The 16,707-nt window shown below is 62.5% G+C and carries 18 protein-coding genes; 16 read left to right on the forward strand and 2 right to left on the reverse strand.

Translation table 11 applies throughout. The annotated features are described in order from the left end of the window. The first annotated feature begins 18 nt into the window (after positions 1–18). Positions 19–2,004 carry a conjugal transfer protein TraG gene (locus NKI79_RS12515; RefSeq protein WP_352801864.1) on the forward strand — a complete coding sequence of 662 codons (1,986 nt, stop codon included), beginning with the start codon at positions 19–21 and terminating at the stop codon, positions 2,002–2,004. 4 nt (positions 2,005–2,008) lie between these two features. Beyond that, entirely contained in the window at positions 2,009–2,452 is a 444-nt protein-coding gene (locus NKI79_RS12520; protein ID WP_352801866.1) for a CopG family transcriptional regulator, read from the forward strand. 199 nt (positions 2,453–2,651) lie between these two features. Here NKI79_RS12520 and NKI79_RS12525 read toward each other — a convergent pair whose 3' ends face one another. Further along, the gene (locus NKI79_RS12525; RefSeq protein WP_352801868.1) at positions 2,652–2,987 is read right to left on the reverse strand and encodes a hypothetical protein; all 336 of its coding nucleotides are present in this window, start codon (positions 2,985–2,987) and stop codon (positions 2,652–2,654) included. Between the two features lie 443 nt (positions 2,988–3,430). Here NKI79_RS12525 and trbB point away from each other — a divergent pair, with 443 nt between their 5' ends. The 11 genes from trbB to NKI79_RS12580 are packed head-to-tail and all read left to right on the forward strand — an operon-like array spanning position 3,431 to position 13,047. Next, positions 3,431–4,414, forward strand: coding sequence for a P-type conjugative transfer ATPase TrbB (gene trbB / locus NKI79_RS12530; protein WP_352801870.1), 984 nt, complete (start codon positions 3,431–3,433; stop codon positions 4,412–4,414). Then, positions 4,411–4,743 (forward strand): TrbC/VirB2 family type IV secretion system protein, encoded by a 333-nt coding sequence (locus tag NKI79_RS12535; protein WP_352801872.1) that lies wholly within the window; start codon positions 4,411–4,413, stop codon positions 4,741–4,743. Before trbB ends, NKI79_RS12535 begins: the two co-directional genes overlap by 4 nt. After that, entirely contained in the window at positions 4,743–5,024 is a 282-nt protein-coding gene (locus tag NKI79_RS12540; protein WP_352479122.1) for a VirB3 family type IV secretion system protein, read from the forward strand. Before NKI79_RS12535 ends, NKI79_RS12540 begins: the two co-directional genes overlap by 1 nt. A 10-nt stretch (positions 5,025–5,034) precedes the next feature. Further along, positions 5,035–7,482: a conjugal transfer protein TrbE gene (gene trbE / locus NKI79_RS12545; protein WP_352801874.1), complete on the forward strand. Its 2,448-nt coding sequence runs from the start codon at positions 5,035–5,037 to the stop codon at positions 7,480–7,482. Beyond that, entirely contained in the window at positions 7,479–8,237 is a 759-nt protein-coding gene (gene trbJ / locus NKI79_RS12550) for a P-type conjugative transfer protein TrbJ (RefSeq protein ID WP_352801876.1), read from the forward strand. The genes trbE and trbJ overlap by 4 nt, the downstream gene beginning before the upstream one ends. Positions 8,238–8,248: 11 nt before the next feature. Then, positions 8,249–8,575 carry a putative entry exclusion protein TrbK-alt gene (gene trbK-alt / locus NKI79_RS12555; protein ID WP_352801877.1) on the forward strand — a complete coding sequence of 109 codons (327 nt, stop codon included), beginning with the start codon at positions 8,249–8,251 and terminating at the stop codon, positions 8,573–8,575. Between the two features lie 2 nt (positions 8,576–8,577). Beyond that, positions 8,578–9,924: a P-type conjugative transfer protein TrbL gene (gene trbL, locus NKI79_RS12560; RefSeq protein WP_352801878.1), complete on the forward strand. Its 1,347-nt coding sequence runs from the start codon at positions 8,578–8,580 to the stop codon at positions 9,922–9,924. Between the two features lie 4 nt (positions 9,925–9,928). Beyond that, a complete protein-coding gene (trbF, locus tag NKI79_RS12565) occupies positions 9,929–10,618 on the forward strand; it encodes a conjugal transfer protein TrbF (RefSeq protein ID WP_352778633.1) in 690 nt (229 codons plus the stop codon). After that, positions 10,615–11,670: a P-type conjugative transfer protein TrbG gene (trbG, locus tag NKI79_RS12570; protein ID WP_352801879.1), complete on the forward strand. Its 1,056-nt coding sequence runs from the start codon at positions 10,615–10,617 to the stop codon at positions 11,668–11,670. The genes trbF and trbG overlap by 4 nt, the downstream gene beginning before the upstream one ends. Beyond that, positions 11,667–12,821, forward strand: coding sequence for a TraB/TrbI/VirB10 family type IV secretion system protein (locus NKI79_RS12575; RefSeq protein ID WP_352801881.1), 1,155 nt, complete (start codon positions 11,667–11,669; stop codon positions 12,819–12,821). The genes trbG and NKI79_RS12575 overlap by 4 nt, the downstream gene beginning before the upstream one ends. Before the next feature lies 1 nt (position 12,822). After that, positions 12,823–13,047 carry a DUF2274 domain-containing protein gene (locus NKI79_RS12580; RefSeq protein WP_352648075.1) on the forward strand — a complete coding sequence of 75 codons (225 nt, stop codon included), beginning with the start codon at positions 12,823–12,825 and terminating at the stop codon, positions 13,045–13,047. 30 nt (positions 13,048–13,077) lie between these two features. Here NKI79_RS12580 and NKI79_RS12585 read toward each other — a convergent pair whose 3' ends face one another. Further along, positions 13,078–14,049, reverse strand: coding sequence for a LysR family transcriptional regulator (locus tag NKI79_RS12585; protein ID WP_352801882.1), 972 nt, complete (start codon positions 14,047–14,049; stop codon positions 13,078–13,080). Positions 14,050–14,356: 307 nt separating this feature from the next. Between NKI79_RS12585 and NKI79_RS12590 the strand changes: the two genes are divergently transcribed. From NKI79_RS12590 to NKI79_RS12600, 3 genes are read left to right on the forward strand one after another with little or no spacing between them, the layout of a single operon-like run. Further along, positions 14,357–15,016, forward strand: coding sequence for an ABC transporter permease (locus NKI79_RS12590; RefSeq protein WP_352801884.1), 660 nt, complete (start codon positions 14,357–14,359; stop codon positions 15,014–15,016). Between the two features lie 10 nt (positions 15,017–15,026). Next, positions 15,027–15,776: an ABC transporter permease gene (locus tag NKI79_RS12595; protein WP_352801886.1), complete on the forward strand. Its 750-nt coding sequence runs from the start codon at positions 15,027–15,029 to the stop codon at positions 15,774–15,776. A 50-nt stretch (positions 15,777–15,826) separates the two neighbouring features. Beyond that, positions 15,827–16,675, forward strand: coding sequence for a transporter substrate-binding domain-containing protein (locus NKI79_RS12600; RefSeq protein WP_502909813.1), 849 nt, complete (start codon positions 15,827–15,829; stop codon positions 16,673–16,675). Positions 16,676–16,707: the final 32 nt, after the last annotated feature.

A 16,707-nucleotide genomic window follows, 5' to 3' on the forward strand; every position in this document is an offset into this window, starting at 1 on the left:
TAAAGAAAGGATCAAGCGATGTCGGCCACCAAAATACTCTGGGGTCAGATCCTCACTGTCTTCCTGATCGTCCTGCTAACAGTATGGGCTGCGACGCAATGGACCGCATGGAAGCTTGGGTTCCAGGCGCAGCTTGGCCCGCCCTGGTTCGATGTCGGCGGGCTGCCGGTCTATTATCCACCGGCGCTGTTGTGGTGGTGGTATTTTTATGACGCCTACGCTCCGGATATCTTCCTGGAGGGCGGCTTGATTGCCGTGTCCGGCGGGTTCCTTTCGATCATCGTCGCGATCGGCATGTCGGTGTGGCGGGCGCGCGAAGTCAAGAACGTGCAGACCTATGGCTCGGCGCGCTGGGCCGACCGGCGGGAGGTGGAGGCTGCGGGTCTCCTCGGCAGCGATGGGGTGGTGCTGGGTCGCTATGACCGCCACTATCTGCGCCACGATGGTCCTGAGCATGTGCTGTGCTTCGCCCCAACCCGATCGGGGAAAGGCGTCGGCCTGGTGGTGCCCTCCCTGCTTGCCTGGCCGGGCTCGGCAATCGTTCACGACATCAAGGGAGAAAACTGGCAACTCACCGCCGGCTTCCGCGCTCTGCACGGCCGCGTGCTGCTCTTCGATCCGACCAACTCGCAATCGTCCGCCTACAACCCGCTTCTGGAAGTCCGCCGCGGCGAATGGGAGGTCCGAGACGCCCAGAACATCGCCGACATTCTGGTCGACCCGGAAGGCAGCCTGGAGAAGCGCAATCATTGGGAAAAGACAAGTCACGCGCTGCTGGTCGGAGCGATCCTCCATGTTCTCTATGCAGAGCAGGACAAGACGCTCGCCGGCGTCGCCGCCTTCCTCTCCGATCCAAAGCGCCCGATCGAATCGACGCTTGCGGCCATGATGAAGACCGCGCATCTCGGAGGGGCTGGGCCGCATCCGGTCATCGCCAGTGCGGCGCGCGAACTGCTCAACAAATCCGACAACGAACGCTCAGGCGTCCTTTCCACAGCGATGTCCTTCCTCGGTCTCTATCGCGATCCGGTCGTCGCCGAGGCGACCCGCCATTGCGACTGGCGCATCGCCGACATCGTCGGCGGGAAGCGACCGGCAACGCTGTATCTCGTCGTTCCGCCTTCGGACATCAGTCGCACCAAACCGCTCATTCGCCTTATCCTCAATCAGATCGGCCGTCGTCTCACTGAGGATCTCCACACAAAGTCAAACCGCCACCGGCTGCTGTTGATGCTGGACGAGTTTCCCGCCCTTGGCCGCCTCGACTTCTTCGAGAGCGCGCTTGCCTTCATGGCCGGGTATGGACTGAAGGGCTTTCTCATCGCGCAGTCGCTCAATCAGATCGAGAAGGCTTACGGTCCAAACAACTCCATCCTCGACAACTGTCACGTGCGCGTCAGCTTTGCCACCAACGATGAAAGGACCGCCAAGCGGGTCTCGGACGCGCTCGGCACGGCAACCGAAATGCGTGCAATGAAGAACTATGCCGGCCATCGGCTCTCGCCCTGGCTCGGACATCTCATGGTGTCGCGCCAGGAGACCGCACGCCAGCTCCTCACCCCCGGCGAGATCATGCAGCTTCCGCCAGCCGATGAGATCGTAATGGTGGCGGGGGCGCCGCCAATCAGGGCGAAAAAGGTGCGCTACTACGAAGATGCGCGCTTTCGCGAGCGCATCCTGCCGACGCCAGAGTTGGATAGGGCTGCAGCAACCGATCGTGGCGACTGGAGCCAGCTGCCGCCACCGACCCGGCCTGAGCTCGCCGATGCTTCCGCTGTGAGCGGAAACAGCTATGGCGATCCATCGGAATCAGAGCGACGCCTGCAACCCGAGCTCGAGCGGGCAGGGGCCGTGGAAAAAGCAGTCTCAATCGACAATGAGTTCGAGATCGAGCCCGCCGACGACGGGGACGATGATGCCATCCGCAATCGACGCCTGACCCGGCTCATGCAGGGCATGGCGCGGCAGGTCTCACTCGACCCCGATGATGGAATGGAGCTGTAAGCGCATGACGGCTCGCAAAAGGAAAGTGCAGATCTCCGTTTATCTCGACCAGAGGATCATGGCGATGCTTGGCGACTATGCGGCGCGGCGCGATCAGCCCCAATCCATGATCGCAGAGGCCGCGATCGCCTCGTTCCTCTCGCCGGATGCTGATGAGCGTCGCGAGGCGGCAATTGCCAAACGCCTCGACCAGGTCGATCGGCGCCTGGCACGGCAGGAACGCGATATCGGCATCGCAGTCGAGACCCTGGCCGTGTTCGTCCGCTTCTGGCTCGCGACAACGCCGGCTTTGCCGGAGCCCGCCGCGCAAGCTGCGCGCGCCAAGGCCGCCGACCGGTACGATTCCTTCGTCACGGCCCTGGGCAGGCGCCTGGCGAAGGGACCGAAACTGCTGCACGAGACTTCCGAAGACGTGAATCCCGGTGACGACGTTGCAACGCAGTCTTAGCGTTTGGCATTCGCCCTGCCGCCTCTCGCCAGGGCTGGTGCAGGTATTCAAATGCGAGAGAGGGGTCGTCAGCCGTCGAGCCCGCCGGCTTGCGGGACCTCAAATGATGGCCAGAAGGTCAGCTGCGAACTCGTGCAGGAAACGCTCCGGAACGACGTCAGCCGGCGCTCTTCGAGTGATCTAGTCGCCCCAGGCTTCCCTATCCGTTCCACATCGTCGAGCGGAGAAGAGCCTGCACATGCTCAGGCAGGTCAAGCTCACCACGCGCCTCGATCTCTAGAAGATATCCGGCTTTGGACAAGCGATCGCTTTCCCTGACTGCAGCATAGGCACAGATAGCCAGCAGCGCCGTTTCCTCAGTTCGGCTAGCTCTGTCACGATCCTGGCTGTTGCCGCCCGTTTCGCGGACGGCCTTGCCGAAGGCTGTGTATGCTTTCTTGTGCGCCTCAATCAGCGCTCCCAGCTGGTTGGACGGCTCTCTGTCCCCACGTGGCGGGTCTGCGGCGAGGCCCTTTGTCCCAACAGTCGAGGCCAAGACGGCGCTGCCCGAACGGGTGAGCAGGACGCGGCGGTTGATCGTGGTCGTGGCGAACCTCCTCTTCCATCCGGGCAGGCTAGCTCAGGTCTCCTAAGCACCATGGCACCGTAACACAACGGTTCGCGCATTCATGTCAGGATGGATGACCTCACAGCGGCCTTACAGCCATTATGGTTGAAGCGATCGCGGTTGGTCCGACTTTGTCCAACTGCTTCCAGACCTCGGCCATGCTGCTTCGCCCATCGCACATCGGCACCTGCGATTCCCTAGGACGATCACCGGGTCGTTGCCGAATGAGGCAGGGAGCCCGCCGTTCTCCTGTATTTACACGCCATACTACGACGCGCCGATATACTTGTTGCAGCGGCGCAAAATACCACTCTCTTAATCATCCCCGACCGGGGACCGTCTGAATTGTTCCCGACCGAAACGGGGACAAAATGGCTGCTTCGCACAACGAGACCGAAGGACGAGCGCGCAGCTCGCGTATGCTGCGAACGGCGCTAGGGCCTGCCATCGGCCAATTCCTGGACGATCCCAAAATCGTCGAAGTGATGTTGAATCCGGACGGCCGGATCTGGGTCGATCGGTTCGCGGAAGGCCTGGCCGAGACTGACGAGATGATCTCAGTCGCCGACGGCGAGCGCATTGTGCGACTGGTCGCCCATCATGTCGGCGCGGAAGTGCACGGCCGCTCGCCACGGGTGTCGGCGGAGTTACCAGAAACTGGAGAGCGGTTCGAAGGGCTGCTGCCGCCCGTCGTCGCCGCGCCAGCCTTCGCAATCCGGAAACCTGCCGTCGCCGTCTTCACGCTCGCGAACTACGTGGCGGCAGGCATCATGACGACGGAACAGGCAGCGACCTTGCGCGCCGCCGTCGCCAGCCGTGCCAACATCCTCGTCGCCGGCGGGACATCCACGGGCAAGACGACGCTGACCAACGCCTTGCTCGCCGAGGTCGCGAAAGGATCTGATCGCGTCGTCATCATCGAGGACACGCGCGAACTGCAATGCGCGGCACCCAACCTCGTCGCCATGCGGACCAAGGACGGCGTCGCCACGCTCTCGGATCTGGTCCGCTCCTCGCTGCGCCTGCGGCCCGATCGCATCCCGATCGGCGAAGTCCGCGGCCCGGAGGCTCTCGACCTGCTCAAGGCTTGGGGCACAGGCCACCCCGGCGGCATCGGCACCATCCATGCCGGTTCCGCCCTTGGTGCGCTACGCCGTCTCGAGCAACTCATCCAGGAAGCCGTCATCACCGTACCGCGCGCGCTGATTGCCGAAACCATCGACCTCATCGCGGTGCTCGCCGGACGCGGCTCAGCCCGGCGGCTTGCCGAACTCGCGCGCGTCGAGGGGCTCGGCCCCGACGGCGATTATCGCATCATTCAAGCCGAACCTACCGTCACAGGAGACAATTCATGACCGCCGTCATTTCACGCGCCTACCGCAATGCCGTTGCCGCCGCCACAACCCTGGCCATCAGTGTCATCGTCGCTCCGGCCGCCCATGCGTCTGGCTCATCGATGCCGTGGGAACAGCCACTCGAGAAGATCCTGCAATCAATCGAGGGTCCTGTCTCCAAGATCATAGCCGTCATCATCATCATCGTGACGGGCCTCACGCTTGCCTTCGGCGATACTTCGGGCGGTTTTCGGCGGTTGATCCAGATTGTCTTTGGTTTGTCGATCGCCTTCGCGGCGTCCAGCTTCTTCCTGTCGTTCTTCTCGTTCGGCGGCGGAGCATTGATCTGATGGCAACCGCTTTCGAACAGCTCGACGCAATTCCGGGATGGGCCGTGCCCGTGCACAAGGCGCTAACCGAGCACATTCTGCTCGGGGGCGCACCGCGCTCCATTGCGATCCTGAACGGCACCCTCGCCGGCGCGGTCGGCCTCGGCCTGCGCCTCTGGCTGGTCGGTCTCGTCATCTGGGCGCTTGGCCACGCCACTGCGGTATGGGCCGCCAGACGCGATCCACTCTTTTTCGAAGTTGGCCGCCGGCATCTGCGCATGCCCGGTCACCTGTCGGTTTGAGGACGCCGCGATGATGAATCTTGCCGAATTTCGCCGCAGCGCCAGCCGCCTCGCCGACTATCTACCCTGGGCTGCCCTTGTCGCACCGGGCGTCGTGCTCAACAAGGATGGCAGCTTGCAGCGGACTGCGAAGTTTCGCGGGCCTGATCTCGACTCCGCCGTCGCGGCCGAACTGGTCGCGGTCGCCTCGCGCATCAACAACGCCTTCCGTCGCCTTGGCTCGGGCTGGTGCATCTTCGTCGAGGCTCAACGGCACGAGGCGGCAACCTATCCTGAAAGCCAGTTTCCGGATCCGGCGTCAGGTCTGGTCGACGCTGAGCGTAAGGCCGACTTCGAGGAGGGCGGCATCCATTTCGTGTCGAGCTACTTCCTCACCCTCCTCTATCTGCCGCCTGCCGAGGAAGCAGCGCGCACGGAAGGGTGGCTTTACGAGGGGCGCGAACAGTCCGGCGTGGATCCGCAGGAAGTCCTGCGCGCCTTTGTCGACCGCAGCGAGCGCGTGCTCCAGCTGCTCGATGGCTTCATGCCGGAATGCCATTGGCTCGACGACAGCCAGACGCTGACATATCTGCATTCGACCGTTTCAACGAAGCGTCATCGCGTGCGCATCCCCGAGACTCCGGTCTATCTCGATGCAGTGCTCGCGGACACGCCCCTGACAGGTGGGCTCGAACCACGCCTAGGTGACCAGCATCTTCGGGTGCTGACCATTGTCGGCTTTCCGACTGCGACGACGCCAGGCCTGCTCGACGATCTCAACCGACTGGCTTTTCCCTATCGGTGGACCACACGCGCCATCCTTCTCGACAAGGTCGACGCCGCGAAGCTGCTGACCAAGATCCGGCGGCAATGGTTCGCCAAGCGCAAGAGCATCGCGGCGATCCTGAAGGAGGTGATGACCAACGAGGCGTCCGTGCTTATGGACACGGACGCCTCCAACAAGGCTGCCGACGCCGACATGGCCTTGCAGGAACTCGGCGCCGATATGTCGGGCATGGCCTATGTGACCGCCACCATCGTGGCCTGGGATGCCGATCCGCGAGCAGCCGACGAGAAACTGCGGCTTGCCGAAAAGGTCATCCAGGGTCGCGACTTCACGGCCGTGGTCGAAACTGTCAACGCCGTCGACGCCTGGTTGGGCTCATTGCCTGGACATGCCTATGCCAACGTCCGCCAGCCGCCCCTGTCGACGCTCAATCTCGCCCACATGATTCCCCTCTCTGCCATGTGGGCGGGGCCGGAACGGGACGAGCATTTCGGTGGCCCGCCCTTGCTCTATGGCAAGACCGAAGGCTCGACCCCGTTCCGGTTGTCTCTGCACGTCGGCGACGTCGGCCACACTTTGGTGGTCGGCCCCACCGGCGCCGGCAAGTCCGTGCTGCTCGCGCTGATGGCCTTGCAGTTCCGCCGCTACCCGCAAAGCCAGGTCTTCACCTTCGACTTTGGCGGCTCGATCCGCGCCGCGACACTGGCCATGGGCGGTGACTGGCACGATCTCGGTGGGGGGCTCACCGAAGGCGCGCAGGCCTCCGTCTCCCTGCAGCCGCTCGCCCGCATCCACGATACCTATGAGCGCGCCTGGGCGGCTGACTGGATTGTTGCGATCCTGGCGCGCGAAGCCGTTCCCATTACCCCCGATGCCAAGGAGCATATCTGGACCGCGCTGACATCGCTTGCCTCGGCGCCGATCGCCGAGCGTACCATCACCGGCCTGAGCGTGCTGTTGCAGGCGAGGGCCTTAAAGCAGGCTCTGCGCTCATACTGCATTGGTGGCCCCTATGGCCGACTGCTCGACGCGGAAACCGAACATCTTGGCGCGGCATCCGTCCAGGCGTTCGAAATTGAGGGCCTGATCGGCACGGGAGCCGCGCCAGCCGTGCTGTCCTATCTGTTCCATCGCTTCGGTGACCGCCTCGACGGACGGCCGACGCTGCTCATCATCGACGAAGGTTGGCTGGCGCTCGATGATGAGGGCTTCGCGGGCCAGCTGCGCGAGTGGCTGAAGACGCTGCGCAAGAAGAATGCCAGCGTTGTCTTTGCGACCCAGTCCTTGTCCGATATCGACAATTCGGCAATCGCACCTGCGATCATCGAGAGCTGCCCAACCCGGCTGCTGTTGCCGAACGAGCGCGCGATCGAGCCGCAGATCACGGCCATCTATCGCCGCTTCGGCCTCAACGACCGCCAGATAGAAATCCTGGCACGCGCGACCCCCAAGCGCGACTATTACTGCCAGTCTCGGCGCGGCAACCGCCTCTTCGAACTTGGCCTGTCCGAGATCGGCCTCGCGCTCTGCGCCGCGTCGTCCAAGACGGACCAGGCCCTCATCGCCAGCATCGATGCCGAATACCGTCGCGACGACTTTCTCGCCGCTTGGTTGCGTGCGCGAAACGTTGGCTGGGCCGCCGATCTCATTCCAAACTTCATCCCCGGAGCCGAAAAGGAACCTCGATCATGAACACCTGTCTTTATCGCTCGCGCGCCCTTCTGCTTGCCGCCGTCATGGTTGCGTCGCCGCTGATGGTCGCGCCGTTGGTGGCGACTCCAGCGCATGCCTTGATCGTGTTTGATCCATCGAACTTCACGCAGAATGTGCTGACGGCAGCTAGATCGCTCCAGCAGATCACCAACCAGATCACTTCGTTGCAAAATCAGGCGCAGATGCTGATCAACCAGGGCCGCAACCTCGCAAGCCTACCGTTCTCATCGCTTCAGCAATTGCAGCAGTCGGTGCAGCGCACTCAGCAGCTACTCAACCAGGCGCAGAACATCGCCTTCGACGTCCAGAAGGTCGACCAGATGTTCCAGCAGAAATACGGCAGCGTCTCGCTCTCGGCCTCGGATGAGGCGCTCGTTGCCGATGCGCGCTCGCGCTGGCGCAACACGGTTGGCGGTCTTCAGGATGCGATGCGCGTCCAGGCAGGGGTCGTCGGAAACATCGAGACCAATCGCACGCAAATGGCGGCCCTGGTCAGTTCAAGCCAATCCGCCACAGGAGCGCTGCAGGCGGCGCAAGCCGGCAACCAACTCCTCGCGCTGCAGGCCCAGCAGCTCGCCGACCTCACGGCCGTTGTCGCCGCAAACGGCCGCGCTCAGGCATTGACCGATGCGGAACGTGCCGCGGCCGCCGAACAGGGTCGCGAACAGCGCCGCCGCTTCCTGACCCCAGGCTCCGGCTACCAGGCCGGCAATGCCCAGATGTTCAACCGCTGAGGCTTGGGACCATGGACGGCAAGATTGTGGCGCGCATCGTCGCCGTCATCTTCGTCACGATCGCCGTAACGGCGACCGCGCTGGAGATGACCCGGAAGCAGGAAAGTCCGGTCGGCACGGCAGCTGCCGTGCCGGCTCTGAAAGCGCCGGATCCACTGCGTGAGAGTCTTCGCCACTGCCAGGGGCTCGGGGAGGCTGCCTTGCGTGACAACGATTGCATGCGCTTGTGGGCAGAGCAGCGCGATCGCTTCCTCGGGTTCAAGGCACGATCTGGGAGCTTGACCTCCGAGTCGCTCACGCCGCAGTCGCCAGAGACGACTAAGCCGGAGACGCGATAGGCATGGGCAGCACCGGCATCATCGACCAATTCCTTGGTACTTTCACCCGCTATATCGACAGCGGTTTCGGCCTGCTTGGCGGCGAGGTCGCCTTCATCGCCACCACCTTGATCGTAATCGACGTGACGCTCGCCGCTCTCTTCTGGAGTTGGGGGGCCGATGACGACATCCTGGCGCGCCTCGTCAAGAAGACGCTGTTCGTTGGCGTCTTCGCCTACCTGATTTCCAACTGGAACAGCCTTGCCCGCATCGTCTTCGAAAGTTTTTCCGGTCTCGGCCTCAAGGCGAGCGGTACGGGTTTTTCAACTCAGGATCTGCTGCGCCCTGGCAAGGTCGCGCAAACCGGGCTCGACGCAGGACGACCGTTGCTTGAATCCATCTCCGGTCTGATGGGTTGGGTCTCCTTCTTCGAAAACTTCATTCAGATTGTCTGTCTGCTCTTTGCCTGGGCCCTGGTCCTGCTCGCCTTCTTCATCCTGGCGGTGCAGCTCTTCGTCACCCTGATCGAATTCAAACTTTCGACGCTGGCCGGCTTTGTGCTGATCCCCTTCGGCCTCTTCGGCAAGACAGCCTTCATGGCCGAGCGCGTGCTCGGCAACGTCATCTCGTCGGGCATCAAGGTGCTGGTGCTGGCTGTGGTGATCGGGATCGGCTCGACGCTGTTCGGCGAGTTCACTCAAGGCTTTGGTGGCGAAAACCCCACCATCGATCAGGCCATGGCGATCGTGCTGGCTGCATTGTCGCTTCTCGGTCTCGGCATCTTCGGCCCGGGCATTGCCAACGGCATCGTCTCCGGCGGGCCGCAGCTCGGTGCGGGTGCCGCCGTCGGCACAGGCCTGGCCGCAGGCGGCATGGTGCTTGCCACTGGCGGCGCCGCGGGCCTGGCAGCACGGGGCGGGTCCGCAGCTTTGTCCGCAGGGACCTCGATCGCGCGTGGTGGCTCGCATGTAGGCCTGTCTGGCCAAGGTGGTGCCACAGCTGCCGCTTCCGGCTTGGGCGGCGTGGCAAGCGCAGGTGTTTCGCAAAATGAATCGCCGCTCAGGCGCGCCGCCGCACGTGCCAGTGAATCTGTGCAATCGACCTTTGCCGCTGGTCCACGGTCCGCCACCGTGGGGATCGGTGAAATGGTGACAACGGAGACAGTCGCGGGCAATGCCGAACGCGCAAGCGGCCATTCCGTCTCTCGCGCCGCCGGGCTGGGCGAGCCGGCACACAATACCCCTGACTGGGCCAAACGCATGCAGCGGTCCCAGCGCCTGTCGCACGGCGTCCAGACCGCCGCCCACGCCGTCCGCGCTGGCGATGCCCACGGCAGCGGCAGTTCCGTTTCTCTCTCCGAAGGCAATTGACCCCATGAACATTTTTCGACGGCCGGCCGTCCATTACGGCAAGACACCTCAACCCGAGACCCCGTACCAGAAGGCCGCGCAGGTCTGGGACGAACGCATCGGCGCGGCTCGCGTGCAGGCCAGAAACTGGCGCTATATGGCCTTCGGATCGCTGATCCTATCGGCCGGCATGGCCGCCGCGCTTGTGTCGCAGTTATTGCGAGGGACCGTAGTCCCTTGGGTGGTGCAGGTCGACACGCTCGGACAGGCGCAGGCACTCGCGCCCGCCAATTCGGACTATAAACCAACCGACCCGCAAGTGGCCTGGCATCTCGCTCGCTTCATCGAACAGGTCCGCTCAATCCCGGCCGATCCAATCGTCGTGCGCCAAAACTGGCTGCGCGCTTATGAGTGGACCACTGACGAGGGCGCCGCGGCGCTCAACGAGTATGCCCGCATCAATGACCCCTTCTCGAGGGTCGGCAAGCAGCAAGTCTCGGTCGACGTCTCGTCGGTCATTCGCGCCTCTGCGGATTCCTTTCGCGTCGCCTGGGCGGAGCGCCACTATGAAAACGGCCAGCTCTCCACCACCGAACGATGGACCGCGATCCTGACAACCGTGATCCAGCCGCCTCGCGACGTCGACCGACTTCGGGCAAATCCGCTTGGCATCTACGTCAACGCCATCAACTGGTCGCGGGAGATGAACCAATGAATGGGCCTTCGCATGGTGTCGCAACATGTCCGTCTGGGTGGTCCGCCCTTGTTGCGGTGTTGCTTTCTGGTTCCGTGCTCGGCGGCTGCGCCACACCTCAGAAACCGCCGCAGATCCGCTACGATGCCTCCGTGCCGCCTTTGCCAGCTGCTCCGGTTGCCACTCCCGATGAGAAGCCCAAACCGTTGCACGTTCCACCGGGCTGGGTCCCGGCACATGGTGGCGCGGCCGGGGGCACCCCGGCGGCACGCATCGAGAACGCCAACGCGGCCGCGCGGGTCCAGCCACGGCGAGAAGGCTATTACAACGCCATTCAGATATACCCCTGGAGTGACGGAGCACTTTATCAGGTCTATGCCGCCCCCGGACAGATAACGGACATTGCGCTCGAGCCTGGCGAAAGCCTGACTGGTGAAGGTCCGATCGCGGCTGGCGACACCGCGCGCTGGATCATCGGCGACACTGAAAGCGGAGCGGGGGTCACCCGGCGCGTTCATGTGCTGGTCAAGCCTTCGCGCGCAGACATCAGCACCAATCTCGTCATCACCACCGACCGGCGTAGCTACATGATCGAGCTGCGATCGGGCGAGAAGCCGTATATGCCCGCCGTGGCCTGGGCCTATCCCGCGCCGCCGGCCGGACAATCGCGGCCGATCCCCGCGACGCCGGTTATTCCCGACGTTAGGGCACGCAATTACCGCTACGGCCTTACAGGCGACACGCCGCCTTGGAGGCCGGTCAGCGTCTATGACGACGGCAGGCGCGTCTATGTCGAGTTTCCACGCGGGATCGTGCAAGGCGAGATGCCGCCCATCTTCGTCATCGGCCCGGACGGTGAGGCTGAGATCGCCAACAGCCGCGTCTACCAGAACACGCTGATCGTCGACCGTCTCTTCGGCGCGGCCGAATTGCGGCTTGGCAGCGGCAAGCGGCAGCAGACCGTCAGGCTCGTCCGCACCGACGGGACCAGGAGGGTAACTAGGACGTCAAGCGTCAGTCCAACGCCGAGCGACACAAGCGCACTCCGGCAAAGGGGAGGAGAGGAGTCATGAACGAGAACGAACCCGGTGCTGCACCGATGCAGCTTCGCGCTGAGCCGCCGCGCGTTACCCGCCTGTCACGCAAGGTGCTCGCGGGCATCAGCCTGGTCGGATCGCTTGGCCTCGGCGGCGCGCTGATCTACGCGCTTCAGACGAGTGAAACAGACCCGCATGGCGACGAGCTCTACTCGACTTCCAACAGGCAGCCCGCCGACGGACTGGCCAGCCTGCCGCACGACTACACCGGCCCCGTTCTTGGGCCGCCTTTGCCTGGTGATCTTGGTCGGCCGATGCTCGATGCCCAGAACCAGGGGCAGCCGGTGGTGCCACCGACCATCGCACCCGCCACGGTCGACGAGGCTGAGCAACGTCGGCGGGCAGAGGACGAGGCTGCCCGAACGTCCCGTGTTTTCTTCCAGACAGATCGGGCGGCCTCGGCGGTGGCCGAAACGCTTGGAGGAGCAGGTTCCCAAAACATGGCTGGCCCTGACATTGCCGATCAGCCCGGCCAGTCGGCTGCGCAGGATCGTCAGCTGGCCTTCCTCAATGCGGCCGCCGATCGGCGCACCGTAGCGCCGGATCATGTCATGCCTCCCGCGTCGCCCTTTGTGCTTCAGGCCGGGGCCGTCATCCCCGCCGCACTCATAACCGGCATCCGCTCCGATCTGCCCGGTCAGATCACCGCGCAGGTGACGGAGAGCATCTATGACAGTCCGACCGGAAGGACGCTTTTGATTCCACAAGGCACGCGGGTCATTGGCCAGTACGACAATGGGATCGGCTTCGGCCAGCGCCGTGTGCTGCTGGTCTGGAGTAGACTGATCTTTCCAAACGGCCGCTCCATCGTTCTTGAGCGACAGCCTGGTGCTGATGCCCAAGGCTATGCCGGCCTTGAGGACGGCGTCGACTACCATTGGGCTGAATTGTTTAAGGCGGCTGCACTCACAACTATTCTGAGTGTCGGCGCGGAGACAGGGTCCTCTGGCCAGGAGAGCGACATCGTGCGGGCTCTTCGCAGCGGTGCCTCCGACAGCCTCAGCCAGGTCGGCCAACAAATCGTTCAGCGCCAGCTCAATGTCGCACCGACGCTGACAATAAGGCCGGGCTTTACCGTGCGCGTGGTCGTCACCCGCGATCTCGTTCTCGAACCCTATGGAGGTTGAGATGGCCAAGCTGAAACTCGGGCCGATTGCCGATGACAAGCCGGTTAAGGTCACGCTCGAATTGCCGGCGCGACTGCATCGCGACCTGTCCAGATATGCCGAGATACTCGGGCATGAATCGGGTCAGGCATTGGCCGACCCTCTGCGCCTGATCGTGCCAATGCTTGAGCGTTTCATTGCGACGGATCGAGGCTTTGCCAGGGCGAAGCAGGAGCGCAAGACCTGAATCCGGCTAAGACGCAAAGCAGGGGATCGCCTACATCAGCGGGGCCACTGTTTCCGGAACAGAGGCTGAAGTTGTTTTTGAACGCGACGCCGCTTCGGAAGACATCGCGGCAAAGACTGAGATGATCGCTTCAAGCGAAACATTCAATGCGTTGGTGAACGTCCTGCCCTTCTGCCAGATCGCAACGTAGTGATAGATGGCGGACGGCTCGACCGGTTTTACGCCCAGGCGAAACGCCGCATACTCGCGCGCTATGATCTCGTTGGTTATGGAGATACCAAGGCCCGCCGAAACATACCCCGCTTCGTGACCGTTGCAGTCGAATTCCACCAGTATGTCTGGTTCGACGCCGGCGAAACGCAAGGCATTGAAGTTCATTTGATGGGCGGCGAATTGCGGATCGATATCGACCATCGTCTCGCCTGCAAGGTCCTGGGCCTCGATGCGCGCCTGCCTTGCGAAACGATGATCGGGATGAAAGATGCATACGTTGCGTGCCGAGCCCAGCGGCGCCCATTCAAACAGGCGCGGATCAAGGGGCAGCCTTGAGATCCCGAGATCCGCCCGCCCGGCAAGTATGTGCTCCCCGATCTGATCGTAGCTTCCCGAAATCGATCGGACATTGGACGCGGTCTGCGAGTGAATGATCGCCACAACTTTGGGCAGGGTCACGAAACCGAAGACGGAGGGCGCGGCAATGGCAATCCGCTGCTTTTCATCGTTCTTCATCGCGAAGATCGACGATTCCAGTCGATCCAGGGACGTTATAGCGAGCTCGACGTTCCGCAGCAGTTCCCAGGCTTCCTGCAACGGAACGATGCGGTTCGAGGACCTTTTGAAGAGTGTGATGCCAAGTGTTGTCGCGAGCTGCTTCACATGCTGGCTGATCGCAGGCTGGCTTATCCCGAGGGCCATCGCCGCCCGTCTTGTCGAACCGGTCCGCAGCACCTCCCGGAAGACCTGCAACTGCCGGAGCTTCAGGCCGCCTTGCAGCAACTCCATCCTTTGCATTCCTTTTCCGACCGCGTGCTGGAGCCAAAGCGTGGGTGATTGCCGGCCGTAGGGATCAAACCGGCTAGCTCCAGGCTAGGCATCAGCTTGAACCTAACCCGATCATATAAGAATTAGTTATAGAGTAAATTATAAAAATGATAGATTGATCTGGATATATTGGAGTTTATGATATGCCAAAATCGCAAACTAACTTGAAATTACTGCTCGAGTAACCCGCAACCGTAGGTAAATATTTTAGATAGCAGCGCTGAACAAGCGACGATCTGCTTGAATTGCGAGCCGAAAAAGGGGCGTCATGAACGGTTTTACTGCTCAGTTTCTTTTCGCATTCACGGTGACGCTGAGCCTTGCGCTTATCAGCGGGTCTGTCGGTACAGTATTCGGGCTGTTGCTGGCCATTTCGAAAGGCTCGGCCTCGCCACGGCTAGGAAGGGTTGTGACGGCTTACACGACGGTGGTTCGTGGCGTGCCAGAACTTGTCATTATCCTGCTCATCTACTTTGGAGGCACCACGCTCGCCAGCATGGTCGTCGGCCGCTATGTGGAGGTGAATGCGTTCACCGCAGGGGTGATCGCGCTCTCGGTCGTGTTCAGCGGTTATGCGACGGAAGTGTTCCGGGGTGCGATTGCCGCCGTGCCCGCGGGCCAGACAGAGGCGGCGAAGGCGCTTGGGCTGAATGCCTGGCAGCGTTGGGCCTTCATCATCGGTCCGCAAATGGCGCGGCTGGCGCTGTCGGCATATGGGAATCTGTGGATCTCGCTTTTCAAAGATACCGCTCTGGTGTCCATTGTCGGCCTGACCGACATCATGCGCGTTGCCTTTGTCGGTGCGGGGTCCCTGCGTGCGCCGTTGACCTTCTATCTCGCGGCCTCAGCGCTTTATCTCAGCCTCACAACAGTGACGCTGGTGTCGATCCGGTTCGCGGAACGGCGTTACCCCGCTTTCGGTCGCTAGGGGAACTGCAGTGAACCTCCAGTTGATGCTTGAGGCGGTGGTGGTGCTCTCCTCAGGCGTGGCGCTCACCTTGATGCTGACCGCACTGTCGCTGATTGCGGGATTTCTACTGTCGGTGCCGCTGGCGTTCATCCGCGCCTTCGCCCGTCCCAGCCTGTCGCTCGCGGTCTTGGCCTACACCTATGTCTTTCGCGGCACACCCATGCTCGTTCAACTCTTCCTGCTCTATTATGGCCTCAGCCAGTTCGAGGCGGTCCGTGCCAGCGTCTTTTGGGTGATCCTGCGGGACCCTTTCTGGTGCGCCCTGCTGACATTTTCGCTGAACAGCGCGGCGCACACCACCGAGATCCTGTGTCGAGGTCTGCAGTCCGTGCCGCAGGGTCTCACCGAGGCCGCGGCGGCTCTCGGCCTAAAACGGCTGCAAACTGCCCGCCTTGTCACCTTTCCGATCGCGTTCAGGATTTCGCTTCCCGCTTACGGGAACGAAGTCGTGGGGATGATCAAGGGGTCGTCTCTCGCAAGCACCGTGACGCTTCTCGAGATCACCGGCATGGCGAGACAGATGGTTTCGGCTACCTTTGCCCCCTTCGAAATCTTCATCGTCGCCGGCGCGATCTACCTGTCGCTCACCTCGGTTGCCGTGAAAGCAACTCAATTGCTGGAACGGTGGCTTTCGACTGACGGTCCGCCTGGCGCACGACGCAGGCGGCGACCAAAGCCAGCGCTGTGCGAACCCGAGATCACGATACCCACGCCGTGACCGTGCAGCTTTCGCTGCATTCCCACCAACCAAAACGAAAGAGGTGCCTTATGCGCATACCCTTTGCCATGGCTGTTTTGCTCGCATCATTTATATCAATCTTCCCTGTCCGGGCCGAGGGCGAGCGCGCGCTATCGATCGCCACCGAAGGCGCTTCGCCGCCATGGGACGGAACCGATGCCAATGGCGAGCTCTATGGCTACGACGTCGATGTCGGACGCGAGCTGTGTCGCCGCATCGACATCAAATGCAGCTTTGTTGCGCAGGACTGGGACGGCATAATTCCGGCCCTGGTCGTCGGCAAGTTCGACGTCATCATGTCGGGCATGGCGATCACCGAGAAGCGCAAGCAGTCGATCGCATTTTCAGTCCCCTACGCCGGCGGCTTCAACCAGTTCGTCGTGCGCAAGGAACTGGGGCTCGACGCCGGCGACACCAAGCAGAGGGTCAACCTCTCGACAGTCGGGGAAAAGGAAAAAGCGGCCATCGAGCACGTTAGAACGACACTGAGCGGCAAGGCCATCGGGGTCCTGCGTTCGTCGAACTCGGAGGCTGTCTTGAAGGATCTCTTCGGCGATGTCGTGACCATCCGTAGCTACGACAGCCTGGACAATCTGAAGCTTGACCTAGCCGCCGGACGTGTTGACGGCGGGCTTGCCGACTTTTTCACATGGCGGGATTTCCTGGAGACCCCGGCTGGGTCAATAGCGGAGTTCTTCGGCCCGGAACTGAAGGGCGGCCTCTGGGGTCCGGGCGTAGGCGCGGGCATGCGCAAAGACGATACCGAGTTGCTCACCAAGTTCAACGCCGCCATCGACGCGGCCACCAAGGATGGGACGCTCACGGCGCTGAGTATCAAATGGTTCAAGACCGACATCGCACCGGCCGTTGCGAAATAGCTGCGCCACCGGCTTCGACATCGTGTGGCGCT

This window comes from Mesorhizobium sp. M0340 (genome assembly GCF_040321535.1).
Lineage (GTDB): Bacteria > Pseudomonadota > Alphaproteobacteria > Rhizobiales > Rhizobiaceae > Mesorhizobium.